Source organism: Qipengyuania pacifica (genome assembly GCF_019711555.1).
In the GTDB taxonomy this organism is placed as follows: Bacteria; Pseudomonadota; Alphaproteobacteria; order Sphingomonadales; family Sphingomonadaceae; genus Qipengyuania; species Qipengyuania pacifica.
On sequence record NZ_JAIGNQ010000003.1, the window covers coordinates 470,540 to 494,339 of the forward strand.

Sequence of the window (23,800 nt, forward strand, 5' to 3'; positions counted from 1 at the left end):
TCGCCCGGCACGGGAGCAAACTTGCGTAACAGCCTGATTTCGCTGGCTCTGCTGACGACGACTCTTATCGCAACACCTCTGGGTGCGCAGACCAAGGTGACTGCGCGGATTCCCGATGTGCAGGACGCGCCGATTGCCTATCTGCTCGATACGTCCAGCGGACAGGTGCTGTACGAACGCGACATCGATCGCCGCTTCATGCCCGCGTCCATCACCAAGGTGATGACCACGTTCCTAGCGTTCGAATGGATGGAAGAGGGCCGTCTGTTCCCTCAGCAAGTCTATGGTGTTCGACCGGACACGTTCCGCAAATGGAACCGCAAGGGTTCGACCATGTTTCTCCCTGCCGACGCCCGCGTGACGGTCGACGATCTCCTGCATGGCATCACCACGGTTTCGGCCAATGACGGAGCCGTCGTGCTGGCAGAAGGTGCGGCCGGATCGGTCGAGGACTGGGTCGCCGCGATGAATTCGAGGGCTCATGCGATCGGAATGTCGAATAGCCATTTCGGGACGCCCAACGGCTGGATGGACGGCGGAAAGACCTTTGTGACCGCCCGCGATCTCGGCACGCTGGCGCAAGCCATGGTCACGCGGCATCCCTCCAAATATCGGCATTTCGTGGGCGCGACGGGTCTGAAATACAACGGCATCGAACAGCGCAATCACGACCCCATCTCCGGCGTCGTAGAAGGGGCCGATGGTATCAAGACGGGCTTTACCAATCAGGCAGGCTACGGCTTCCTCGGCTCGGCGAAGCGGAATGGTCAGAGGCTTGTGATGGTCGTGGCGGCGAGTCCGACCGGCAGGGGCCGGAACAAGGCGGCGCGTGAATTCATCGAATGGGGTTTTCGCAATTTCGAAAGCCGCGTCCTGTTCGGAGAAGGGGAGCGCGTGGCCAGCGCGCAGGTACAGGACGGCGGAGTATCCGAAGTCAGGCTGATCGCCCCGCGCGGCGTGCGGATATCCATTCCCCGTGGCAGCAATCCGGACGTTTCCCTGTCCTTGCGATACGAAGGGCCATTGCAAGCGCCGGTCGCCAAGGGGGAGGAGGTGGCCGAACTGGTCGTCTCGATCGCCGGCATGCCTCAGCACCGCGTGCCTTTGGTAGCGGGTGAGGAAGTCATCGAAGCAACTGCGCTCCAGCGTGTGTTCAATGCCTTCAAGGGTTGGGCAACGTGACCCGTGGCCGCTTCATCGCCTTCGAAGGCGGCGAGGGGATGGGCAAGTCGACCCAGGCCAGATTGCTCGCGGATTGGCTGCAGCGGGATGGAATCAAGGTTGAATTGACGCGTGAACCCGGCGGCACTCCAGGCGCGGAAGCTATCCGCAATCTGCTGTTGTCACCTCCGGGGGAGGGGTGGACGCCCGAGGCCGAAGCGCTGCTGTTCGCCGCCGCCCGCGCCGATCACGTCGCGCGCAGGATCCGGCCGACGCTCGAGGCGGGATCCTGGGTTGTGTGTGATCGCTTTATCGATTCGAGCCGTGCCTATCAGGCGATCGCGGGCGGATTGGGGGACGATAAAGTCAGCCAGCTTCACCGGATCGGTAGCGCCGGGCTACTTCCCGATCTGACGCTCCTGATCGATGCGCCGAATGATGCGGTCGCCGCGCGACTGGCCAAGCGCGATGGCGACACAAGCGACGCCATTGGCGGGCGAGCCGCTGATTACCACGCGGCGGTGAACGCGGCGTTTCGCGATTTCGCCAATACCGAACCGGACCGGTTTGCCGTCATCGATGGTTCCGGATCGATCGAAGAGGTTCATCAGCAGGTTATGGCTGCCATTTCGCAGCGGTTCGAGGTTACGGCGTGACCTTGCTCGGCCATGATGCGGCTTGGCGCGAATGGCACAAGGCCATGGCCGGGGACAGAATGCATCATGCATGGCTGCTCGCCGGTCGGCGCGGCGTCGGCAAGGCCACATTCGCGCTTGCCGCGGCTCGCGAACTGGTCGGGGCCGATGGACAGGCAGACCAGCATCCCGATATTCACGTCCTCTCCTTCGCGCCGAAGGACGACAAGGAAGAGCGTAAACGCGCCGAAGGAAAGTCCTTCGAACTGGCTCGCTCAATTCGGATTTCCCAAGTCCGCGCCATGCAAAACCGGCTGAGCACGCGGCCGACCATGGGCGAAAAGCGGGCGATCATTATCGACCCGGCGGACGATCTCGAGCGAAACGCAGCGAACGCTCTGCTGAAGAGCCTCGAGGAGCCGCCCGTCGGCACGTACTTCCTCCTGGTTGCGCATAGTCCTGCCCGGCTATTGCCCACGATCAGGTCGCGCTGCCGCGTCCTTCGCTTCCCGACCGTCAGCGATAACGACATGGACCGACTGCTGATCCAGTTGTCCCCAGGCGCTGACGATGCCACCCGGTCTGCAGCTATTGCTGCTGCAGCAGGGTCGCCCGGCGCCGCTCTCGAATTCGTCGATATGGAACTCGGCAAAGTCGCCCAGGAAATGCGCGCTATTCTGGATAGGGGTGACCCCGATTTCCGCATGCGCGGGACCTTGGCCGGCCTGATCGGCGGACGCCCCGATCGCAACCGCATCCGCGCCGTGCTGGAACTTGCGCGATCGGTCGTGGGTCAGAGGCTCGAGAACAATCTGTCCGACCCCCGCCCGATAATCGACACGCACAGTGAACTGGTCCGCCTCACCGGCGAACAACCGACCTATAATTTCGACGCCGGATTGCTTGCAATGGAAATCGGTAGCTTGCTCGCCAACGCTGCCACCGCTAGCGAGCGAGCCGATGGCTGATCCCTATTACCTTACCACCGCAATCCACTATCCCAATGGCAAGCCGCATATCGGCCATGCTTATGAGACGATTGCAGCAGATGTCGTCGCCCGTTTCCAGCGTTTGCGCGGGCGCGACGTTCGTTTTCAAACCGGAACAGACGAGCACGGCCTGAAAATGGCGCAGAAAGCTCGCGATCTGGGCCAGAGTCCTCGCGAGCTGGCTGATGAAATGTCCGGGTATTTCAAGGAATTGTTCGATGTTCTGAACATATCCTATGATCGCTTCATTCGAACAACCGATGACGATCATCATCGCGCCAGCCAGGCAATCTGGCGGGCGATGGAAGCCAAAGGCGATCTTTACCTCGACCGCTACGAAGGTTGGTATTCCGTTCGTGACGAGGCTTACTACGACAAAAAGGAACTCGTCGAAGGGGAGGGGGGCGAAAAGCTATCACCGCAGGGAACACCTGTCGAATGGACGGAGGAAGAGACATGGTTCTTCCGTTTGTCCAAATATGCCGAACCGCTTCTGGACGTGCTGAAAGCGCCCGGCTTCATCGAGCCGGCGAGTCGCCGCAATGAAATGGTCGCTTTCGTCGAGCGCGGATTGCAGGATTTGTCCGTCAGCCGGACCAGCTTCGATTGGGGTGTGAAGGTTCCCGATAATGACGGCCACGTGATGTACGTCTGGGTGGATGCTCTGACGAACTACATCACGGGCCTCGGTTATCCGGATGGTGGCGAGTTATGGGACAAGTTCTGGCCTGCCGATCTGCACTTGATCGGCAAGGACATCGTTCGTTTCCACACGATCTACTGGCCGGCTTTTCTGATGAGCGCGGATCTGCCGCTGCCGAAGAAGGTGTTCGGCCATGGCTTCCTGCTCAACCGGGGTGTGAAGGAATCGAAGTCGCTCGGGAATGTCACCGACCCGATGGAACTTGCCGAAACATTCGGCGTCGATGCGCTGCGCTACTTCCTTCTGGCAGAAGTAACCTTCGGCCAGGACGGCAGCTATTCGGCAGAAGCCCTTGTAAACAAGGTGAATGCTGAACTCGCTAACAGCTTCGGCAATCTCGCACAGCGTACATTGTCGATGATCGCCAAGAATATGGATGGGAAGCTCGAGCAGTTCGAAACGCAGCCCGCCGATGATGAGCTTCTGGCAAAGGTCACTGAAGCGTGCGCAACCGAACTGCCGCGAGAGTTCGAGAAGCTGAACTTCTCAATTGGGATCGAATTATGGCTCAGGGCCGTTTATGCCTGCAATGCCTATGTCGATGAACAGGCGCCTTGGGCGCTCAAGAAAACTGACCCCGAGCGGATGAAGGCGGTACTGCAGACCTTGTTTATTGCTATCCGCGATCTCGCTATTGCGATCCAACCGGTCGTACCGGAAAAAGCGGCTGCAGTGCTTGATCAACTCGGCATTTCAACCGATCGCCGTAGGTACGCCGATCTTTCGGACCAAAGCTGGTTTGGCGAATTAGTAACCGCCGAGCACGCGATCGACAAACCTACCCCTGTCTTTCCGCGCCTGGAACTTCCCACTGCAGAGGCTGCGTGATGCTGGTCGATAGCCATTGTCACCTGGAATATGAGGGGCTGGTCGACGAACAGGAAGCCGTGCTCGATCGTGCGCGCGGTGTAGGGGTTCAGGCCTTTCTCAATATTTCGACGAAACAAGCCGAATGGGCGCAGGTCGTGGGCACGGCGCAGAAAACGGCGGATGTTTACGCCAGTGTCGGCATTCACCCGCATCATGCGGATGAGCATTCAGAGCTCGAAAGGGCTGACCTCTTGGCTGCGGCGAAGGGTGGGAAGGTCATCGGCATTGGTGAAACCGGTCTCGACTATTACTATGATCATTCCGACCGCGAGGCGCAGAAGCACCTGTTTCGCCTTCACATCGATGTCGCGAGAGAGCTGCAGCTTCCTGTAATCATTCACACGCGTGATGCAGAGGATGACACTCTTGCCATCCTCAAGGATGAAATGGGGAAGGGGGCCTTTCCAGCCCTCATTCACTGCTTCACTGCATCGGCGGACTTTGGTCAACAGGTACTCGATCTGGGGCTGTCCATTTCCATATCGGGCATCGTTACGTTCAAGAATGCTCGCGACCTGCAGGAATTTGCCAAAGCCATTCCTCAAGACCGTCTACTGGTCGAAACCGACAGCCCGTTCCTTGCTCCGGTCCCTCATCGCGGCAAGACATGTGAACCCGGTTTCGTGCATGATACGGCAACATTCCTGGCGGACCTCCGCTGCGAAAGTCTCGACAGCCTGGCAGAATACACGACCAGGAATTTTTATACGCTCTTCAGCAAGGCGGCACCGTGAAGCTCCTTATGCTCGGTTCGGGTACCTCCACGGGGGTGCCCCGTATCGGTAACGACTGGGGCGAATGCGATCCGAACGAACCGCGCAATCGCCGTACCCGCGTGTCGATCATCGTTGAGAATGATGCAGGACAGCGAATCCTCGTCGACACATCGACGGATCTGCGGGCGCAACTGCTGGCAAATGACATCGAAAAGGTCGACGCCGTCTTCTGGACGCATGATCATGCCGATCATTGCCACGGGATCGATGATCTTCGCGTCATGCGTTACGATCGAAGTAATCCCTTGCCAGGCTTCGCCAACACAGGAACGTGCGAGCGGCTGCGTCGGCGGTTCGACTATATATTCGAGGGCCAGTTCGGATATCCCACACTGATTGGTCTGAAGAATGTCAAAGATGCTCAGCTGGTTGCGGGATTTTCCTTTCAATTCGTCGAGATGCCGCACGGGCCGGTAACAAGCACGGGATTTCGCTTTGAAGCAGATGGCAAATCTCTCGTCTACGCGACGGATTTCAGCGAAATCACTCCGCAAATGATCAAATGCTTCAAGGGTCCTGATCTTCTGGTCGTAGACTGTCTGCGCCGCCGTCCTCATCCAACACATGCGCATCTCGATATGGCCATAGAGCTTGCGCGCAAGATCAAGGCTCGGAAGACCGTCCTCACTCATATGGACAAGAGCATGGACTATCGAACGCTGTGCGATGAAGTCCCCAAAGACGTCGTGGTCGGCTTCGATGGACTGGGCCTCGAAGTATGAACGAGTATCAGATCGTGTCGCTGATTTCGTTGACCGGCTTTCTGATACTGGTCGCATCGGCATTTCGCTCGCACGACGTGAACTGGAAGAAAGGTCTTTATATGGCCGGTGCATGGGCGGGTATATTCGCCATCGTCATTTTATTCGTCGACATCGTACGCTAACTCGACCCGCACTCAATTTAACATAATATATATTATCAATCTTGGATTTCTGTCGGTCCGTCCAGGATTGGACGCCCCCGCGCAAACACCTCCCAAGCAAAATTCTGACAAACGATCGTTTCATTCAGTCGCCGCGGAACTGCGCTGGATCGATCCCGAGTTTGTTCGCCTTGTAATAAAACGTCTTGCGCGGAATGCCGAGGCGCTCGATCGTCTTGGCGACGCTGCCACCTGACGCGGCCAGCGTGGCGATGATCTGGTTGCGCTCGAAAGCCTCGAGCCGCTCCGGCAATGTTTGCGTTTGCTCTCCAACGCCAAAACTCGTCTCCAACCCAAGGATCATGCGTTCGGCCAGATTTTCAAGCTCGCGGACGTTGCCGGGCCATCGATGGCCCGTCGCCCAATCCAACGTGGACCGATTGGGCTGGATCGGTTCACGACCATGTTTTTGTGCAGCCTCTCCCAGAAAATGGGTGAGCAACAACGGAATGTCCTCTCGACGCTCGCGCAACGGCGGCAGCGTTACGCGCATGCTGGATACGCGATAAAGCAAGGCGGGATCGATCTTGGCGAGATCGTCACGGTGAGCCACCGTTGTGATTACCCGGCAGGCCACGTTGAGCGCCTGATCCCGATCGAGAGTGCCGAGCTGGCGCGTCTCAGCAAATTCCGCGAGGCGAGACTGCAGCAGCGGCCCGGCACGATGCAGGTCATCGATGAAAAGCGTGCCACCTTGCGCATCGGCAATGGGGCCATCGGGCGCAAACAACCGATCCTGCGCCATCGCTTCCGTTATACCTGCACAGGGCAGCACAACGAACCGCCGGGAATTTCGGGAATCATGGTGCAGCACCCGCGCCGCAAGTTCCTTTCCCGTTCCGCTTTCCCCTTCAATCAGCAGATCGATCGGCGTCGGGGCTAGCGCCGCCAGCGTCTGGCGCACTTGTTCGATAGCGGCAGAATGCCCGATGATCGGGGATGTCCGCGCCCCCTTCCCCGCCATGGCCTTTAGCTGGCGGTTTTCCATGACCAGTCGCCGCTTGTCCGCCGCGCGCGATACGGCCCCTTCAAGCTCGTGCGGGTCGAAGGGTTTGGTCAGGAAATCCCAAGCCCCTGATTTCAGGGCGTCTACCGCCATCGCAACGTCGCCATGACCGGTAAGCAGGATCACCGGAAGTTCGGGATCCATGTCGCACACTGCCTCTAGCAGCTCGATCCCGTCCACTCCCGGCATGCGGATGTCACTGACGATTGGTCCGGCGAATTCGCGACTTAGCGCCCGCAACGCTTCGGCGCCGTCGCGCGCTTCGCTGACCTCATACCCGGCGAGTGTCAGCATCTGGCTTAATGATGCGCGCAGATCCGCATCATCGTCGACGACCATCACCGGTCCGCGAGACGTCACGGCACTTCTCCTGCCGGGCGCAAGGTAAGCTCGAACGCCGCGCCCTTCCCGCCCTTGGCGACGTGACGAAGATCTCCGCCCATATCTCGCGCGATGTCACGGGCGATCACCAGGCCAAGCCCCAGCCCGCCCTCACGCTCGGTGGAAAACGGAGTGAACAGTCGCGCAATCATCGCTTTCGACAGACCGGGACCATTGTCGGCAACGTTCATGACAATCATTCCGTTTTCTTTTCGTACACTTATCGTGACCTTTGCATCCGGCACATCAACCAGCGCCTCGGCCGAATTCTGTAGCAGATTGACCAGGATTTGCTCCAGTTGAACCCGGCCGGCGCGGACTGTCAGTGTCTCCATTTCGGGTGCGAGATCGAGCTCGATCGGCCGCAACCGCTCTTTGAGAATGAGTTGCGCCCCTGCCATGGCGTCGCTCAGTCGGACATCTTCAAGCTTGTCGGTCCGTTTTCGGGAGAAATTGCGAAGCTCCGCTGTGATCTTTCCGATCCTGTCTGCCAGGCGTGAGATGGCGACGAAGTTCTCGGATACGCCTGCGCTGTCTCCCCTTTCGGACAGCGTAACGCCATTGGCCGCATAGGTCCGGATCGCGGCGACCGGCTGTGCGGTTTCGTGGGCGACCCCGGCCGTCACCTGTCCCAGCGTGGCGAGGCGGTTTGCCTGACGCAGCCCCTCCCGCAGGGCAGCGGCACGTTCCTCGCTTGCTGCCCGTTCGTCCATTTCCAGCCGGAGAGCGCGAGTGCGGGCCTCCACTTCGGATTCGAGTTCCGCCGTGCGTGCTATCCGCGCGCGCTCCATGTCGACCCGTCGGCGGCGACGCGCGAGAACGATCCACGTCAGCGCAAGCACGGCCAACGCCGCCAGCGCGCCGGCGAGGCGGGCGATCGGCACCACTCCGCCAAGCGCCACTGCGCGCGGTTCTGCATGGACGAGCTTCCAGCCTTCCACGGCGATCGGGACGGCAGCGGCGATTTGCGCGCCGCCCAGCAGCGCCGAGAGATCGCCCTCTTCACTACCCGCGTCGCTGGTGCGGAAACGAAGGGCAGGATCGCTGGTGATCAGGACAGTCCCGTTCTGCCCCTCGACCATGGTGGCCCCTCCCCCACGAGCCCATTGGGCTTCCAGCTCATCGAATTCGAGTTTGACGACGACCACGCCGCCGTTGGCAGTTCCCCGGGAGAGGAACAGTCCGGGCTTGCCGCTTACTGTTCCCCGGGCATAATCGATACCGGTGCCGCCGCGGCGTGCCTCGCGATAATATTCGCGAAAGGCGAAATTCTGGCCAAGAAAGCTCATCGGTGTGTTGGCGTTGCTGGCGCTGATCGTATCCCCATTGGGTGCCAGCAGGAAAATGGCCGCTGCTCCGGTTGCATCGGCGAGTTGGGCAAACTGTGCATCGAGCGTCTCGCGTGCGCCTGGCGCGTCATCCACGGATCGCAACACGTCGACATCGTTCGCCAGCAGCGTCGGCAGAAGCCGGTATCGCGCAACTTCGCTTTCCAGCAGCGAGGCGCGCAGTTGTGCTTCGGTTGCCATGCGTGATGCGGTCGCATCCTGCGTGAATTGCGCGGCGGCCAGTCCGGCAAGCCAACCCGCCGCAGCAACGCTTGCAACGACCGCAACTATCCAGCGCCAGGCATATCTGAGGGGCGAATCACGTTCGAACACTATGTGCATATTTCTGCACATACCGAGGTGTGTCTGTCTATAGTTCGGCACATAAAAACTGGAGGCGTAAAGCAAATCACTGATATTCCACCACTTTACTCAAGATGGAAATCCTCTTCGCCACGCCACGAAATCGGTCATTCTCCTCCTTCAAGGTCGGCAGGGCGCACGAATGCTCCGCCGTTGGGGGATCCCGCAGAAAGCGGGACCTGCGAGAGAGAGAGGACATCATCATGGCACAAGACTTGCCGATCATCGATCGACCCATCGCACCGCCGCTCGCGCAAGCGACGTGTGGGTCAACGCCCGCCGGCCAGTTTTTCGCAGCTCGATAAGAAGCGCGGATCATGCAATCGATCATGCTCGCTCTGGCCTTTGCAGGAGCTGCCCAGCCCAATCTGCCCACGGCTAGCAGTGACGATGAAAGCGCCCAGGCGCCCGTCGCCTCGCAGGCCACGGGCGATGTAGGCCAAGACCGGGACGAGACACCCGCAACCGATCCCTACCCACGCGAAGCAATCGGCGAAGGTCAGGTCGTGGGTCGCCTCGCCTCGACCCGCTGGACCGAGGATTGGCGCGCCATGGCCGACCAGGCAAAGCGCGACGATTTCCTGGATCGGCTTAAATTCCTGCCTCTTTCGGACGACGGCGAAGTCTACCTAACCCTCTCGGGCGAAATTCGCGTCCGCAGTGATTTTCTCACCAACACCGGCTTGGTCGAACGCCCTACCGAACGGCGTGACCGGCTCCGGGTGATCGGCGGCGCGGACCTGCATTTAGGGCCGAATGTCCGGCTCTTCGCCGAGATCGCCCATGGGGGGCTCGACGGTCGCAATCTCACTACCCAGCAGACCAACTTCAAGAACGACCTCGTCGTCCAGCAAGCCTTCGCGGAAGTCAGCGGTGATATTGCAGGGCTCGAGGCTGGTGCGCGCTACGGCCGCCAGGAATTCCTCGATGGGTCCGCGTTGTTGATCGGGTCACGCGATTTCAACACTATCCGCTTCGTCGTCAACGGCCTGCGGACATGGGTTCGCGGCTCTCGCGTTCGCGCAGGACTGTTCGATTTCGAATTCACCGAGCTCGGCGCGGGTGGCACTAGTGACGATCGCAGCGACGACGATACCCGCTTCAGCGGTGTAAATCTCGGTTTTGTCTTGGCGACCGATATGTTCGGGGGATCGAAATTGTACTTCGATCCCTTCATCTGGCGGTTGAGGCAGAACGATCTCACGTGGGGGCCACAAATTGCCGATGATCGGCGCCTGTATACGGGCGCACGTCTTTGGGGCAGCGCGGGTCCGATCACGGTGGATTGGAACGCGAACTACCAGTCCGGATCATTTGGCGATCGCGACATTTCCGCCTGGCAGGTATTCCTGTCGCAGACCTATCGTCTGGGCGAAGATCGCACCGCGCCTTCGGTCGGTCTGCGCTTCGATTATGGCAGCGGGGGCAACGGCACCAGCGGCACGGGCACATTGCGCACCGCCACCACGCCCTATGGCATCAATGCGCCGTTCGGCTATCAGATCACCATGACGCCGACCAATTTGCTGGCGGTCACGCCCGGTTTCAATTTCCAGGCCTTTAAGAACTTTTCGGTCAATCTCGAATACCAGCTCAGCTATCGTCCGGAAGAAACCGACGCGGTCTATCGCCCCATCAACCGCCCTTACGTAGGCACCGATCAGGTGTCCGGGCATAAGGTGGCTGACATGATCCGCATGCAGACCCGGTGGAATATCACGCCGCGCCTGTTCCTGGGTACACGCACCGAATACACCATCGCGCGAAACGTTCTGACCCGCGCGGGCTATGCCGACAGCTTTTTTGCGACAGCATGGCTGAGCTACCGCTTCTGATTTTGTTCCACCATAAGGGCCGCCAAGGTCACAGGGGAGAGACATGAATACTGAAACCGGCGTAACTGCGCAGACTGGCCCATCGGCCACCAGCTCCGAGGGACCCGATGCGCATTCCGCTCCGCCCACCCGCGGGCAGATGTGGCGCCATCTTGGGCCTGGCATCGTGGTCGCCGCCACCGGTGTCGGTGCAGGCGACCTGGTCGCCACCCTGATTGCCGGTTCCCGCTTTGGCTATGCCCTGCTGTGGGCGGCGGTCGTCGGCTGCATCGTCAAGATCGCCCTTTCCGAAGGGTCGGCGCGCTATCACCTTGCCACTGGGTCCACGATCCTGGCGGGCTGGCGCTCCCTGGGCAAATGGACGAGCTGGTATTTCGGCGTTTACGTCATCATCTGGGGCTTCATCTACGGGGCCACCGCCATGAGCGCGACCGCCCTTCCTCTGACAGCCCTGTTCCCGGAACTGCCCCTGCGGGCCTGGGCGATCATCGCCGGTATCTTCGGCTTCGTCTTCGTATGGTTCAACAGGTACGAAACCTTCGAAATCGTCATGAAGATATTGGTTGGCCTCATGTTCATCATCATGGTCGGCCTCGCTTTCCTGGTGGCGCCCAGCCTTCCCGACATGGCACGCGGGATGACGTTCGAACTTCCCGAAGGATCGCTGTTCTATACGCTGGGCATGATCGGCGGCGTGGGTGGGACCATCACCACCGCAGCCTATGGTTACTGGACGCAGGCCAAGGGCTGGCGCGGCATGCCGTGGTTCCCGATGATGCGGGTGGATAATGCGCTGGCCTATATCGTTACCGGCATTTTCGTCATCGCCATGCTGATTGTCGGCGCGGAACTGCTTTATTCTGCAGGTATTGCGCTTGAAGACAGCGACAAGGGCCTGCTGGGCCTGTCCGGTGTGCTCGAAGAACGCTTCGGCGCGACCATCGCGACCTTGTTCCTGGTCGGCTTTGCGGCGACTTCCCTCTCATCGCTTTTGGGTGTCTGGCAGGGCATGAGCCTGTTCTTCTCCGACTGGTGGTACCAGTTGCGCGGCGCCAGCGAAGGCGGCCATGAAGGCAGCGGCGCCTACAAGTTCTATCTCGCCTGGCTGACATTCCCGCCCATGATCCTGCTGTTTGCAGACCGGCCGTTCCTGCTGGTCATCATCTACGGGGCGTTCGGCGCGCTGTTCATGCCGTTCCTGGCCGTTACGCTGCTGATGCTCAACAATTCCGAACGGGTACCAGCCCACGCCCGAAACGGTGTGGTCGCGAACTTGACGCTCGCGGGCTCTGCAATCCTGTTCGTGGTGCTTGCCGTCCAGCAGGTCGCGCGCCTGCTCAGTTGACAGGCTACGACGGATGCCCGGCGACGCTTCTGTGCAAGCGTGAAGCCTGTCGCCGGGTATCAATTTTCCGCAATTCTAAAGCGGATCGGTGTGGATGTGCAGTTCGCCTTCCAGGGTGCGGTGAACCGGGCACTTGTCCGCCATTTCCAGTATTCGCGCTTTCTGGTCGTCGTCCAGTTCATCGCCGTGGATCGAGATCCGGCGATTGAGCGCCTGGATCTTGGTTCCGTCTTCCATCGCCTTGGCATGCACGCATTCGTGATTGTTCTCATGCGTCACCTGCACAGTCACACCGTCTAGCGGCCAGCCTTTCCGGTCCGCGTACATTTTCATCGTCATGGCCGTGCAGGTCCCCAGCGCCGCGGTCAAAAGATCGTAGGGCGTGGGACCGCTATCGTCACCGCCATAGTCTGCCGGCTCGTCGGCCACGAAGCGGTGGGTGGCCGTGTGCACTTCTGTTCCGAATTTGCCATGGCCCGTCTTAACGACCACGCCTTCCTCCGGCATCGGCCAATCGTCCCTTACAGGGATATAACGGCTCGCCCATGCGGCGATGACATCGGCTGCGAACGCGGCGTCCTTGTCGTCCAGCAGGAGGTGATCGGCGTGATCCAGGCTGACGAAGCTCTTCGGATGCCTCGCTGCACTAAATAGCGCGGTGGCGTTCTCTATCCCCACCAGTTCGTCGGTGGGCGAATGGAGGAACAGCAGCGGCCGCTTCAACTTGCTGACTTGGGAAAGCAGATCGACATCCTCTACCCGCTCGATGAATTCGCGGCTGAGTATGAAGGAATGCCCGCCGATTGTGACCGGGCCCTCCCCCTCCTTTCGTATGGCGTCGATATCGCCGTCGATGCGCTGAAGGACATGCGGCACGTCGCTGGGCGCGCTGATGGTGGCGATGGCAGCGATCCTGTCGAAACCGATATCATCCGCCGCCGCCAGAACCGCCGCGCCGCCCAGACTGTGTCCCACAAGCAGGATCGGCTGCGCGAAGCGCTCGAGCAAATGCTCTGCCGCAGCAACCAGATCTGCGATATCCGTGGCGAAGCCGGCATGCCCGAAATCCCCCTCGCTGCCTCCAAGCCCGGTAAAGTCGAACCGCAAGCAGGCGATGCCCTGCTTCGCCAGGGCACGGGAAACATGTACCGCCGCCCTGCTCTGACGGGTGCAGGTAAAACAATGCGCGAACAGCGCGGCACCACGCACCAGACCCGTCGGTAATTCGAGCGAACCCTCCAGATTATGGCCCGCATTGGTCGCAATGGTGATGGTTTCGGTCGGCATGGGGTCTCCTCGCGGCGTGACGGATAATCTGATCTTCGATAGTAGGGACGAAGGCTCTGCAAAGATACCGCCGGGGTGTTGCCCTCTTTCGCCATCGTCACGCGACTGGACATTTTTCTACAACGGGTAATTCGTGCATGTCGCTACATCGACCGGCAGTCGGGATGGTTGCTGCCGGCGAAAACTAAGGTGACAACGAATTTGATCATTTGCCCCATATCCCTCTGTTTATGCGGAGTAATAGAAGGATATGGAGTTTTTAATTCACCCCCGGTCGCTGTCACGGTTGGGTTCGAGATGCCCCTTGCCCTTCACTTCTGCGGCCCCTAACGCTTACGTAAAGTTGCAAGGGAAAACCGATGACCGAACCGAGCCGTTTCGAAGGTACGAAGTCCTATATCGCCACCGAAGATCTCAAGGTGGCGGTCAACGCCGCGGTGACGCTGCGCCGTCCGCTTCTGGTCAAGGGCGAACCGGGTACCGGCAAGACGGTCCTCGCGCATGAAATCGCCAAGGCCATCGATGCGCCCCTGATCGAATGGAACGTGAAATCGACCACCAAGGCGCAGCAGGGCCTGTATGAATATGACGCCGTTGCCCGTCTGCGCGATGGCCAGCTCGGTGACGAGCGCGTTCACGACATCGCCAACTACATCAAGAAGGGAAAGCTGTGGGAAGCCTTCACCTCACCGCAGTTGCCCGTCCTGCTGATCGACGAAATCGACAAGGCCGATATCGAATTTCCGAACGATCTTCTGCAGGAACTCGATCGCATGAGCTTCGACGTGTACGAAACGCACGAGCGGATCGAAGCGAAAGAACGCCCGATCGTGGTGATTACCTCGAACAATGAAAAGGAACTGCCCGACGCATTCCTGCGTCGTTGCTTCTTCCATTACATCAAGTTCCCCGATCACGACACGATGCGCGACATCATCGAAGTCCACTTCCCGGGCATCCAGAAATCTCTCGTCACCAAGGCGATGGAAATTTTCTACGAAATCCGTGACGTCCCCGGCCTTAAGAAGAAGCCCTCGACCAGCGAATTGATCGACTGGCTCAAGCTGCTCCTCAACGAAGATATGCCGCTCGACGTGCTGCAGGACGCCAATCCCAACGCCGCGATCCCGCCGCTGCACGGCGCCCTGCTCAAGAACGAACAGGACGTTATGATGTTCGAACGCCTCGCTTTCATGGCCCGGCGCCAGCAATAATTCGGTGTGCGATGGGGCTGACGTTTGCAGTCCCATCGCCCTTACTGACCGTCGATTTTACCGGAAGCTGTAAGCTAGCTCGAAATCGCCCCAGCGTCGCCCGCCGATGTGAAGCGGCACATAAACGTTGCGCACGACCATGTAGTTCTTGCCGTCGCCTTCCTGGCGGTAGACCGCCATCGTGTACGGATCGGTGGTCGCCTTCGCGACGTGGTCGATCCCTTCAAGAATGATGCGGCCATTGCGGCAGTATTTCGTATCATGCGCCAGATCGCCCGTCGGCTGGCGCGAATGCGCGGTAACGTGAGTCGGAAGGAATCCGCTCATGTCTGCCTGCGAACACATGATGACGGCCCCGCCTTCGCCGCTCACGCGATCGTTCAGCGGACGCCAATTGGCATCGGCCCATTCGCTCAGCGCCGTGCGGTAAAGGGGCGGATTGGTACCCGGAACCTGACGATAGTTCCGATCGAACAGCTGATCCATCGACAGTTCGCCCGCGGCGATGGCCTGCTCGGCAAGTGCGACGATCTCCTGCGCATGTCCCTGCGCCTTCTCGACCATGGAGCTGTCCTGCGGCGACAGACCCGCTTTGACAAGTTTGTCGAACATGTCGCTGGCGATCAGTTCAAGCTCTTCCATGCGCCCATGCGCTGTCGCGAGCTTGCTTTCGTTTTCGCTGACAGCACCGTCGAAATCACCAAGCACGTCCTGAACCCGATGAACGTGATCAGAAATCGTGGCCGTGTTGCGGGCAATCTGGTCTTGTTGTCCGTCGACCTCGAGCAGCAGTTCGGTGACGCTGCGCATCGTGTCTTCGATCGCACCGACGGAGTTCTTGGCCTGTGTGCTGGCCGCGGCACCACTCTGGATCTTCTCGATGACCTGCTCCGCCTCGCCGCCCAGCATATCGACGGTCCGGCTGATTTCCTCAGTCGCCTTGCGCGTTTCGCTGGCGAGCGCCTTTACCTCGTTCGCGACAACGGCGAAGGTGCGTCCCTGTTCACCGGCCCGCATGGCCTCGATGGTGGCATTCAGTGCGAGAATGTTGGTCGTTTCGGCAATCTGGTCGATTTCCTGGCTCGATCGCCGCACCTGGTCCATTGCCGCAGCAAAGCCGGTAACGTGCTCCGTCAGTGTTTCGACTAGGCGCAGGAGATTGCCGATCTCGTTGAGCGAGCTGCTGATAAGCGTCGTGCCGTCGTTGAGGCGTTCGATGGCGCGTTCGGAAAGCAAACGCGCTTCGTCGCTCGCCTCCAGGACTTTACTCTGGTCTTCATCGAGGGCGCGTACGGTACCCTGCAACTCGACATATTCGCTACGCAGGTGGCCGAAGGAATCGATCACGCCCTGAACGATACCGGCGACGTCGGAACAGCCCACGGTGACCTTCCCGCACGCTTCGGGTATCCTGTCGAGAGCCGATGCGCCCCGGGCATCGATCGCGCTAAGTTCCATGGCTGTTGTGACCCCTTTGTCCCTGTTTGCGAACCTCCTAACGAAGGGTGGTTAGCGGACGGTTAAATGGCCTCCGCGACGAGTGGCAAAGCAGGACTGGTGCGACGGATCGGCACGCGCTAGACATTACCGATGTTCTTAAATTTCGTCGACGAGCTCCGCGCTGCGGGCATCCCCGCAAGCTTCAAGGAACACCTGACGCTCATCGAGGCGTTGGATCGCGATGTCATCGAACAATCGCCCGAGGCGTTCTATTACCTCTCCCGGGCCACCTTCGTGAAGGACGAAGGCCTGCTCGACCGGTTCGACCAGGTCTTCCAGCGGGTCTTCAAGGGCGTCCTCAGCGATTACGGTCAGAACCCTGTCGACATACCCGAAGATTGGCTCAAGGCTGTGGCCGAGAAATTTCTCTCCGACGAGGAGATGGAAAAAATCAAGAGCCTGGGCGATTGGGACGAGATCATGGAGACGCTGAAGAAGCGGCTCGAAGAACAGGAAAAGCGTCACCAGGGCGGTAACAAGTGGATCGGCACGGGTGGCACCTCGCCATTTGGCAATTCCGGTTACAACCCGGAAGGCGTGCGTATAGGCGGCGAAAGCAAGCACAAGCGCGCGCTCAAGGTGTGGGACAAGCGAGAATTCAAGAATCTCGACAACACCAAGGAACTCGGCACTCGCAACATCAAGATGGCCCTGCGCCGTCTACGCCGGTTTGCCCGTGAAGGCGCCGCCGACCAGCTGGATATCGACGCGACGATCGAAGGCACGGCAAAGCAGGGCTGGCTGGATATTCATATGCGACCCGAACGTCGCAATGCGGTGAAACTGCTCCTGTTTCTCGACGTCGGCGGATCTATGGACCCGTTCATCAAGATCACCGAGGAACTGTTCAGCGCCGCGACCAGCGAATTCAAGAATCTGGAATTCTTCTACTTCCACAATTGTCTCTACGAAGGCGTCTGGAAGGACAATCGCCGTCGCTGGCAGGAACGTACCAAGACCTGGGACCTGCTCCACAAATATGGGCATGACTACAAGGTCGTCTTCGTTGGAGACGCCGCGATGAGCCCTTACGAAATCACGCATCCCGGCGGCAGTGTGGAACATATGAACGAAGAGGCTGGCGCCACGTGGATGCAGCGCGTGGTAAACACCTACCCGGCAACAGTATGGTTGAACCCCGTGCCCGAAAAGCAATGGGGCTATTCGCAGTCGACCAAGGTCATGAAGCACATCGTCAATGACCGTATGTACCCGCTTACGCTCGACGGGCTGGATGATGCGATGCGCGAACTGAGCCGCAAGCAGGGCTGACGCGGCCAAGTGAACCCCATCTTGTAACCCTTCCTAATTTTGCTTTACCGTGTGTGGAAAGGAGAATGTCGATGAGAGTTACATTTCTGCTTTGCGCAGCCGGCCTATCGATAGCGGCGTCTCCACCTGAAGGCGAAGCGACGCACAGCGCGCCTCGATCGGCAATGCCGGTCTTGGGAACTCCGGATTTCGAGCGAGACGCTTGCGACGATCTGATTACGCAAGCGCGGCAGGATTCCGTTCTACCCAAACTTGATCGCCAGCCTGCAACGGCTGACAAACCCTATTTCATTGCCGCAGTTGACAAGAAGATTGACGGTTGCAGCGTCATGGTAATGCACAACGACAAGGCGGATTTCCGCCCCCTGCCCTCTTCTCCGGATGGCCCAGCCCGTCTTGAACCGGCGCGCTGATCTGTCTTGATGACAGCGTTGCGAACGAATGAGTTCGATCACTCACGTTTCGCTCGAATTCGCCTCAGCCTCGAACGGTTCGATCCGGGTAGCGGGTGGCGCCTTGGGCTGTATGAATTTCTGCTGTTTGGCATAAAGCAGGCTTGGGCGTGCCTGTTCGGCGGCCTCATGCTCGCGCTTCTTCTGGCCACGCACTTCTTCTATCCGGAAGACGCGCCAGTTCACCGCTATGATTTCCTTACGATCGCCGCAGTCGCCATTCAGGGCGGCATGCTCGCCTTTCGACTGGAAACCTGGGCGGAAGCGAAGGTGATCCTGATCTTCCACGTGGTCGGCACGGTCATGGAACTGTTCAAGACAGCCGCCGGCTCGTGGGTATATCCCGAAGCAAGCATCCTACATATCGGCTCGGTCCCGCTCTTCTCGGGGTTCATGTATGCGGCCGTCGGCAGCTATATCGCAAGGGTCTGGCGAATTTTCGATTTCCGCTACACTGGCTATCCAAAGCGTGGTTTGACCTGGTTGCTTGCCGCCGCGGTCTATGTGAATTTCTTCGCCCATCACTGGCTACCCGACATACGCCTCGCTCTCTTCGCGGCGACTATCCTCCTGTTTGCACGAACCAGGGTCTATTTCCGCAACTGGCGCGAACATCGCTGGATGCCGCTCTTGCTGGGGTTTCTGCTCGTTGCCCTGTTCATCTGGGGCGCGGAGAACATCGGCACATTCGCGCGCGCCTGGACTTATCCCGGTCAGGAGAACGGTTGGCAGATGGTCAGCCTCGCCAAGCTGGGCAGCTGGTTTCTCCTGATGCTGATCAGTTTCGTCCTGGTTGAACTGGTGGCCCCGGTTCGTGAGCCGGATCAGTCCTTACGGTCGAGCTCTTCGTCCAGTCGCAGCGAGCAGCGCCAGAAGAAAAATGCGGGAACGAGCGCGAGGAATGTGGCTCCGTAAAGCACATACCTGACGCTTTCCTCTCCATACGTAGGCTGAAGCATATCGGACAGCATACCGAAGAATAGAGGCCCAAGCCCGAGGCCGATCAGGTTCTGGAAAAAGAGCAATACTGCAGCTGCGATCGCGCGTGCCCGAAGCGGGACTAGACCCTGAACGCTCGAGTATGTGGGGCCGTAATATAGCGAGTTGCACAGCGTCGGTATGATCAGCAGGAACAGAGCCAGGAACCAGTTGTCGGTCATGAACGCCCACAGCGCGAATGGGATGGTGAGCACCATTCCCAGGGCCGGTGCGGTCAGAACATGCCTGCGGTTCTTCGCGCCGTACCGGTCGGCAATATATCCGCCCAGCATGGTGCCGGCGATACCCGCACCGCCATTGACGACGCCGAACCAGAAGCCCGTCTCTCCTGGTGTCAGGCCGTGCGTTCTCTGGAAGAAGATCGTGATCCAGGTGATTTTCCCATAGCCAAGAAACGCAGCTGCCGAACCGGCGATCACCAGAAGCACGAAAGCGCGGGAACTGAACATCGCCCTCAGCGCGTCCTTCAAGGGCATTTGTCCAGCCGATGCCTGGGCAGCTGTTTGCTTGACGAGCCCCGTCCGCCGCGGATCCTTCAGGGTGGTGAAGACGATTATCGCGAGGATCAATCCGGGCAGACCAACGATCAGGAACGCGTTTCTCCACCCCACCGCGTCTGCCAGCAACCCGCCTATGAACATCCCGAGGAGCGTGCCGACGGGAATTCCCAGGGCATAGAAGGCAAGCGCCGATGCCCGTTTGGAAGGTTCGACGAGATCGGCAATCAGGGAGTGCGCGGGGGGTGTACAGCCTGCTTCACCAACGCCCACGCCGATCCGTGCCAGCAGAAGCTGGGCGAAATTCTGCGCCAGTCCGCACAGGGCCGTCATCGCAGACCAGATCGCCAGCGCCCCGCCGATGAGCCATGGTCTGTTGGTGGTCGAACGGTCCGAAAACCGTGCAATCGGCAATCCGAGCACGGTGTAAAACAGCGCGAATGCCAGACCGGTCATCAATCCGATCTGCGTGTCGCTCAGGCCGAGTTCCATGCGGATCGGTTCGGCGAGAATATTGACGATCTGCCGATCGATGAAATTGAAGATATAGACGATCAGCAGGATCCACAGTGTAACCCTCACCGACCCACCGGTCTGCCGTTCTGCCGACGTCGCCATTAAAACCTCTCCAGAAGTACGGGTATGCCCGTTTTGTCTGGCCAAGCTTTACTGATTACGACACTTCGTCAAGGCCGTTGATGGAAAATTGAACCGACGGTCGGGACGATAAAGCTCTCACGGGGGAGGCCACGGGAGAACTAGCTGTAGATAAGATGCGGCGCGATGGTTTGGCGCCATGCGTGCTCATCGGCGCTCGCGAGGGCATTCAGATCGTCGGGCACGGATTCGCTATCGTCGACCCATTCGCGCAAGGCCGGCCCACCATTGATGACATCGATTGCCAGCCGATCGAATTCATACTCGTAAGGGAAGTCCCGCCAGATGGGGTAATCCGGATATAAGCGCCGTATCGCTTTGAAAGCCAGCGCCTGCAGTCGCCACGGCTGGAAAGCGTGGTGATCGTAGAACGGTCCCTCGGCATGTATCATCAGGCCATTGCACAATTTGCCGGCATGCTTGTGAAACGTCGGTTCGAACCAGCATTCGCGTATTGCGCAGCCTCGCAGCCAGACCGGTGCCAGACGCTTCATCTCGGCCAGAACCGCCTTCGCATCGATGTCGGGCGCGCCGAACAGCACTTCCAGCGGGCGGGTGGTGCCCCTGCCCTCGCTAAGCGTGGTCCCTTCCAGCATCACCGTGCCGGGATAGGCTCTTGCCATGTTCAGATTTGCGGCATTGGGGCTCGGATTGATCCAGACCCGATCTTTCGGCCAACCGTATCCCGAAGGATGCCCGGGCTTCCAGCCGATCATTTCGATCACTTTGAGGTCGACGTCGATTTTGAAATGGTCGACGAACCATTTTGCCATTTCTCCCATCGTAAGACCATGGCGCATCACCATCGGTCCGGCGCCGACAAAACTTTCCTGTCCCGGAAGAAGAAGCGTACCCTCGACCGGGCCGCCCGCAGGGTTTGGCCGGTCCAGCACCCAGACACTCTTGCCCGCTCGCCCAGCCTCCTCGAGCATGTAGAGCAATGTCGTGACAAAGGTGTAGATGCGGCAACCCAGGTCCTGCAGATCGAACAGGAAGATATCGGCGCTCGACATCATTTGTCCGGTCGGGCGGCGAACCTCTCCGTAGAGGCTGAATACGGGGATCCCATACTGCGGATCGGTTTCATCCGCGGTCTCGACCATATTGTCCTGCTTGTCGCCCTTCAGACCGTGCTGCGGGCCGAAGGCGGAGGTGACGTTCACCCCGCGATCGATCAACGCATCGAGCGAATGATCGAGGCTCGCCGTAACCGACGCCGGATGGGCAATGAGCGAAACCCTCTGGTTCTGGAGGGGCTTGCGAAGTTCATCTTCTGCAATGAGACGATCGATGCCGAATTTCATGTCGCGCTGGGTGGCGCAAGGCGGGCGGTGAAGCAAGCCGGATCGTGAAAATCCGGCTTCGTTTCATGATGAGCCAGCGCCCAATAGCTTTTATGCCCGCCCTCTTCTTCGATCACGCTCGTCAGACCCATGGCACAGTGGGCCTCCGGCAACGCCGCGCCGGGGATTGCGGCGTCGAAAATGGCGAAGCTGCTGCCCATGCGCATCGTGCAGACGGGTTCACGTTGGACGGGTCGTTCCGCCATGCCCTCGCGTCGGGAATGGAAATCATAGGCGTTCCACCTTTCGGAAGGGGAAAGGTTGAATTCGCAATAGGGTTCACCGCCTTCGGGTTGCAGAAACACTTCAAAGCAGGTTTTCTGCCACAGATTGTCCGCCCGGCCCTTGCCCGCGAATTTCGGCACGACGAGCCTGCCCGCCCCCTCGATACGCCAGCGCAGCCTCAACCAGTTCGGATCGCGACCGATGACGCGTGCTTCGATGCTGGTAATCGCTAGTGGTGGATGAGCCTGATGCGGCACCAATCGATACATTTCCATGCCGCCCCTTAGCTGCTAGCGGACGCATCGTCATGAGCAACTACACATCCGATCTCCTGCGCCTGCTGAACGAGCGCGGCTACATCCACCAGGTAACTGACGCCGAGGGGCTCGACGCCCTGGCTGCAAAACAGATCGTGCCCGGCTACATCGGTTTCGACGCCACTGCGCCTTCTCTGCATATCGGCAGCCTCGTGCAGATCATGATGCTGCGCCGTTTGCAGCAGACCGGACACAAGCCGATCGTCCTCATGGGCGGCGGCACGACACGGATCGGCGATCCGACCGGGCGCGACGAAAGTCGCAAGATGCTGACCGACGCCACGATCGACGAGAATATCGCCGGCATCAGGACCGTCTTCGAACGACTGCTGACGTTTGGCGATGGCCCGACCGATGCCGTCATGGTCAACAATCAGGACTGGCTCGGCGGTCTGGGCTACATCGAAATGCTCCAGAAGGTCGGCACGCATTTTACCGTCAACCGGATGCTTAGCTTCGATTCGGTTCGTCTGCGGCTCGAGCGCGAACAGCCGATGACCTTCCTCGAATTCAACTACATGATCCTGCAGGGGTACGACTTCCGTTACCTGTCGCAGGAAATGGGCGCGCGGCTGCAGATGGGCGGCAGCGATCAATGGGGCAACATCGTCAACGGTATGGAACTGGGCCGCCGCATGGACGGCAGCGAGCTGTTCGGCCTGACGACACCGCTGCTGACTACGGCCGATGGCGCCAAGATGGGCAAGACCGCGGCGGGCGCGGTGTGGCTCAACGAGGCACAGCTGCCGAGTTACGATTTCTGGCAGTACTGGCGCAATGTGGACGACCGGGATGTCGGCCGCTTCCTGCGGCTCTTTACCGATCTGGATCTTGGCGAGATCGCCCGGCTCGAATCGCTTGAAGGTTCGGAAATCAATCACGCGAAGACGGTACTCGCCAACGAGGTGACGCGGCTTGTTCGCGGGGACGAGGCTGCGACGCTGGCCGAACGCACCGCAGCAGAAACCTTTGCCGGCGGCGGGGCCGGTGCGGACCTGCCCACTCTGGACGTGGGCGCGGACGGCATGCGCATCGGTGCCGTTCTGACCGCACTGGGCTTCACCGCTTCCAACGGCGAAGCGAAGCGCAAACTGACCGAAGGCGCAGTGAGGCTGGACGGAGAAGCGGTCGACGATCCTGCCTATCTGGTAACCATAGCCGAAGGCGCGGAATCCAAGCTCAGCCTGGGCAAGAAAAAGCACGCCATAATCCGCCGTTAACCGGCACAACGCCCAATTACAGTGCTTCGGTTTACCAATTGCTAGCCTTTTACAGGCATAGAGACCCTCGATTGTTTCACGAATAAAGGGATCGTCAGCCATGAGTGCCGGAGCACAATTGAGCGTAACCGATCAGCGGCGCATGGCGCGCCATCCGGTCGACCACCCCGTCATTGCCGAACATTTCGGCAGGGGCGACGTGCGGCTGCACATTGCGAACATTTCGGCGAACGGTTTCATGGTCGACAACGCCGATGCGATCGCACGGGGCGAGCGCGTAATCGTGCGGCTTCCTGTCATCGGACGCATCGAGGCTTATTGCATCTGGACACGCGATAACCGCGCTGGCTTCCAGTTCGAACGCATCATCCGCGTCGACGACTTTCTGGCCTTGATCGACACGCTTCAGCCAAATCCGCGCCTGCGCAAGCTGCGCTGAGCCGCAACACCTTCTTCTAGAAGAACAAGCAGGCCCGCCTTCACAACCGAAGGCGGGCCTG

22 protein-coding genes are annotated in these 23,800 nt (G+C 59.6%); 15 read left to right on the plus strand and 7 right to left on the minus strand.

The window, feature by feature from the left end:
- The first annotated feature begins 21 nt into the window (after nt 1–21).
- The 7 genes from K3177_RS11980 to K3177_RS12010 are packed head-to-tail and all read left to right on the plus strand — an operon-like array spanning nt 22 to nt 6,020.
- A complete protein-coding gene (locus tag K3177_RS11980) occupies nt 22–1,182 on the plus strand; it encodes a D-alanyl-D-alanine carboxypeptidase family protein (RefSeq protein ID WP_221598429.1) in 1,161 nt (386 codons plus the stop codon).
- Nucleotides 1,179–1,817: a dTMP kinase gene (tmk, locus tag K3177_RS11985; RefSeq protein ID WP_221598430.1), complete on the plus strand. Its 639-nt coding sequence runs from the start codon at nt 1,179–1,181 to the stop codon at nt 1,815–1,817. The genes K3177_RS11980 and tmk overlap by 4 nt, the downstream gene beginning before the upstream one ends.
- Nucleotides 1,814–2,764 carry an AAA family ATPase gene (locus K3177_RS11990; protein ID WP_221598431.1) on the plus strand — a complete coding sequence of 317 codons (951 nt, stop codon included), beginning with the start codon at nt 1,814–1,816 and terminating at the stop codon, nt 2,762–2,764. The genes tmk and K3177_RS11990 overlap by 4 nt, the downstream gene beginning before the upstream one ends.
- Nucleotides 2,757–4,316 (plus strand): methionine--tRNA ligase, encoded by a 1,560-nt coding sequence (gene metG, locus K3177_RS11995; RefSeq protein WP_221598432.1) that lies wholly within the window; start codon nt 2,757–2,759, stop codon nt 4,314–4,316. Before K3177_RS11990 ends, metG begins: the two co-directional genes overlap by 8 nt.
- The gene (locus K3177_RS12000; RefSeq protein ID WP_221598537.1) at nt 4,316–5,092 is read left to right on the plus strand and encodes a TatD family hydrolase; all 777 of its coding nucleotides are present in this window, start codon (nt 4,316–4,318) and stop codon (nt 5,090–5,092) included. The genes metG and K3177_RS12000 overlap by 1 nt, the downstream gene beginning before the upstream one ends.
- On the plus strand, nt 5,089–5,856 hold the full coding sequence (locus tag K3177_RS12005) for an MBL fold metallo-hydrolase (protein ID WP_221598433.1): 768 nt from the start codon (nt 5,089–5,091) through the stop codon (nt 5,854–5,856). The genes K3177_RS12000 and K3177_RS12005 overlap by 4 nt, the downstream gene beginning before the upstream one ends.
- Entirely contained in the window at nt 5,853–6,020 is a 168-nt protein-coding gene (locus K3177_RS12010) for a hypothetical protein (RefSeq protein ID WP_196846170.1), read from the plus strand. The genes K3177_RS12005 and K3177_RS12010 overlap by 4 nt, the downstream gene beginning before the upstream one ends.
- Before the next feature lie 124 nt (nt 6,021–6,144).
- On the opposite strand, the gene K3177_RS12015 is transcribed toward K3177_RS12010, so the two are convergent.
- Together K3177_RS12015 and K3177_RS12020 are read right to left on the minus strand one after the other, a co-directional pair.
- Nucleotides 6,145–7,425: a sigma-54-dependent transcriptional regulator gene (locus K3177_RS12015; RefSeq protein WP_345725401.1), complete on the minus strand. Its 1,281-nt coding sequence runs from the start codon at nt 7,423–7,425 to the stop codon at nt 6,145–6,147.
- Nucleotides 7,422–9,107 carry a sensor histidine kinase gene (locus tag K3177_RS12020; protein ID WP_345725402.1) on the minus strand — a complete coding sequence of 562 codons (1,686 nt, stop codon included), beginning with the start codon at nt 9,105–9,107 and terminating at the stop codon, nt 7,422–7,424. Before K3177_RS12020 ends, K3177_RS12015 begins: the two co-directional genes overlap by 4 nt.
- 347 nt (nt 9,108–9,454) lie before the next feature.
- Between K3177_RS12020 and K3177_RS12025 the strand changes: the two genes are divergently transcribed.
- Both K3177_RS12025 and K3177_RS12030 read left to right on the plus strand, forming a co-directional pair.
- Nucleotides 9,455–10,972: an alginate export family protein gene (locus K3177_RS12025; RefSeq protein ID WP_221598435.1), complete on the plus strand. Its 1,518-nt coding sequence runs from the start codon at nt 9,455–9,457 to the stop codon at nt 10,970–10,972.
- Nucleotides 10,973–11,015: 43 nt separating this feature from the next.
- Nucleotides 11,016–12,317, plus strand: coding sequence for an Nramp family divalent metal transporter (locus K3177_RS12030; RefSeq protein ID WP_221598436.1), 1,302 nt, complete (start codon nt 11,016–11,018; stop codon nt 12,315–12,317).
- A gap of 75 nt (nt 12,318–12,392) precedes the next feature.
- Here K3177_RS12030 and K3177_RS12035 read toward each other — a convergent pair whose 3' ends face one another.
- On the minus strand, nt 12,393–13,604 hold the full coding sequence (locus K3177_RS12035) for a bifunctional alpha/beta hydrolase/OsmC family protein (protein ID WP_221598437.1): 1,212 nt from the start codon (nt 13,602–13,604) through the stop codon (nt 12,393–12,395).
- 359 nt (nt 13,605–13,963) lie between these two features.
- Between K3177_RS12035 and K3177_RS12040 the strand changes: the two genes are divergently transcribed.
- The gene (locus tag K3177_RS12040) at nt 13,964–14,818 is read left to right on the plus strand and encodes an AAA family ATPase (protein ID WP_103024984.1); all 855 of its coding nucleotides are present in this window, start codon (nt 13,964–13,966) and stop codon (nt 14,816–14,818) included.
- A gap of 57 nt (nt 14,819–14,875) precedes the next feature.
- On the opposite strand, the gene K3177_RS12045 is transcribed toward K3177_RS12040, so the two are convergent.
- Nucleotides 14,876–16,276 carry a methyl-accepting chemotaxis protein gene (locus K3177_RS12045; protein ID WP_221598438.1) on the minus strand — a complete coding sequence of 467 codons (1,401 nt, stop codon included), beginning with the start codon at nt 16,274–16,276 and terminating at the stop codon, nt 14,876–14,878.
- Between the two features lie 132 nt (nt 16,277–16,408).
- Between K3177_RS12045 and K3177_RS12050 the strand changes: the two genes are divergently transcribed.
- The 3 genes from K3177_RS12050 (at nt 16,409) to K3177_RS12060 (ending at nt 18,957) form a co-directional block, all read left to right on the plus strand.
- On the plus strand, nt 16,409–17,590 hold the full coding sequence (locus tag K3177_RS12050; RefSeq protein ID WP_221598439.1) for a vWA domain-containing protein: 1,182 nt from the start codon (nt 16,409–16,411) through the stop codon (nt 17,588–17,590).
- A 71-nt stretch (nt 17,591–17,661) separates the two neighbouring features.
- Complete coding sequence (locus K3177_RS12055; protein ID WP_221598440.1) at nt 17,662–18,003, plus strand: hypothetical protein; 342 nt, start codon at nt 17,662–17,664, stop codon at nt 18,001–18,003.
- An 18-nt stretch (nt 18,004–18,021) separates the two neighbouring features.
- A complete protein-coding gene (locus K3177_RS12060; RefSeq protein WP_247714437.1) occupies nt 18,022–18,957 on the plus strand; it encodes a DUF817 domain-containing protein in 936 nt (311 codons plus the stop codon).
- On the opposite strand, the gene K3177_RS12065 is transcribed toward K3177_RS12060, so the two are convergent.
- The 3 genes from K3177_RS12065 to K3177_RS12075 form a co-directional block, all read right to left on the minus strand.
- Nucleotides 18,867–20,156 carry a spinster family MFS transporter gene (locus tag K3177_RS12065; RefSeq protein WP_221598442.1) on the minus strand — a complete coding sequence of 430 codons (1,290 nt, stop codon included), beginning with the start codon at nt 20,154–20,156 and terminating at the stop codon, nt 18,867–18,869. The two genes, K3177_RS12060 and K3177_RS12065, sit on opposite strands and share 91 nt — an antisense overlap.
- Before the next feature lie 140 nt (nt 20,157–20,296).
- Complete coding sequence (locus K3177_RS12070) at nt 20,297–21,499, minus strand: exo-beta-N-acetylmuramidase NamZ family protein (protein WP_221598443.1); 1,203 nt, start codon at nt 21,497–21,499, stop codon at nt 20,297–20,299.
- Entirely contained in the window at nt 21,496–22,038 is a 543-nt protein-coding gene (locus K3177_RS12075; RefSeq protein ID WP_221598444.1) for a DOMON-like domain-containing protein, read from the minus strand. Before K3177_RS12075 ends, K3177_RS12070 begins: the two co-directional genes overlap by 4 nt.
- Nucleotides 22,039–22,070: 32 nt before the next feature.
- Here K3177_RS12075 and tyrS point away from each other — a divergent pair, with 32 nt between their 5' ends.
- Nucleotides 22,071–23,300, plus strand: a complete 1,230-nt coding sequence (gene tyrS, locus K3177_RS12080) for a tyrosine--tRNA ligase (RefSeq protein ID WP_221598445.1) — start codon at nt 22,071–22,073, stop codon at nt 23,298–23,300.
- A 100-nt stretch (nt 23,301–23,400) separates the two neighbouring features.
- A complete protein-coding gene (locus K3177_RS12085) occupies nt 23,401–23,739 on the plus strand; it encodes a PilZ domain-containing protein (RefSeq protein WP_103024975.1) in 339 nt (112 codons plus the stop codon).
- Nucleotides 23,740–23,800 lie beyond the last annotated feature (61 nt).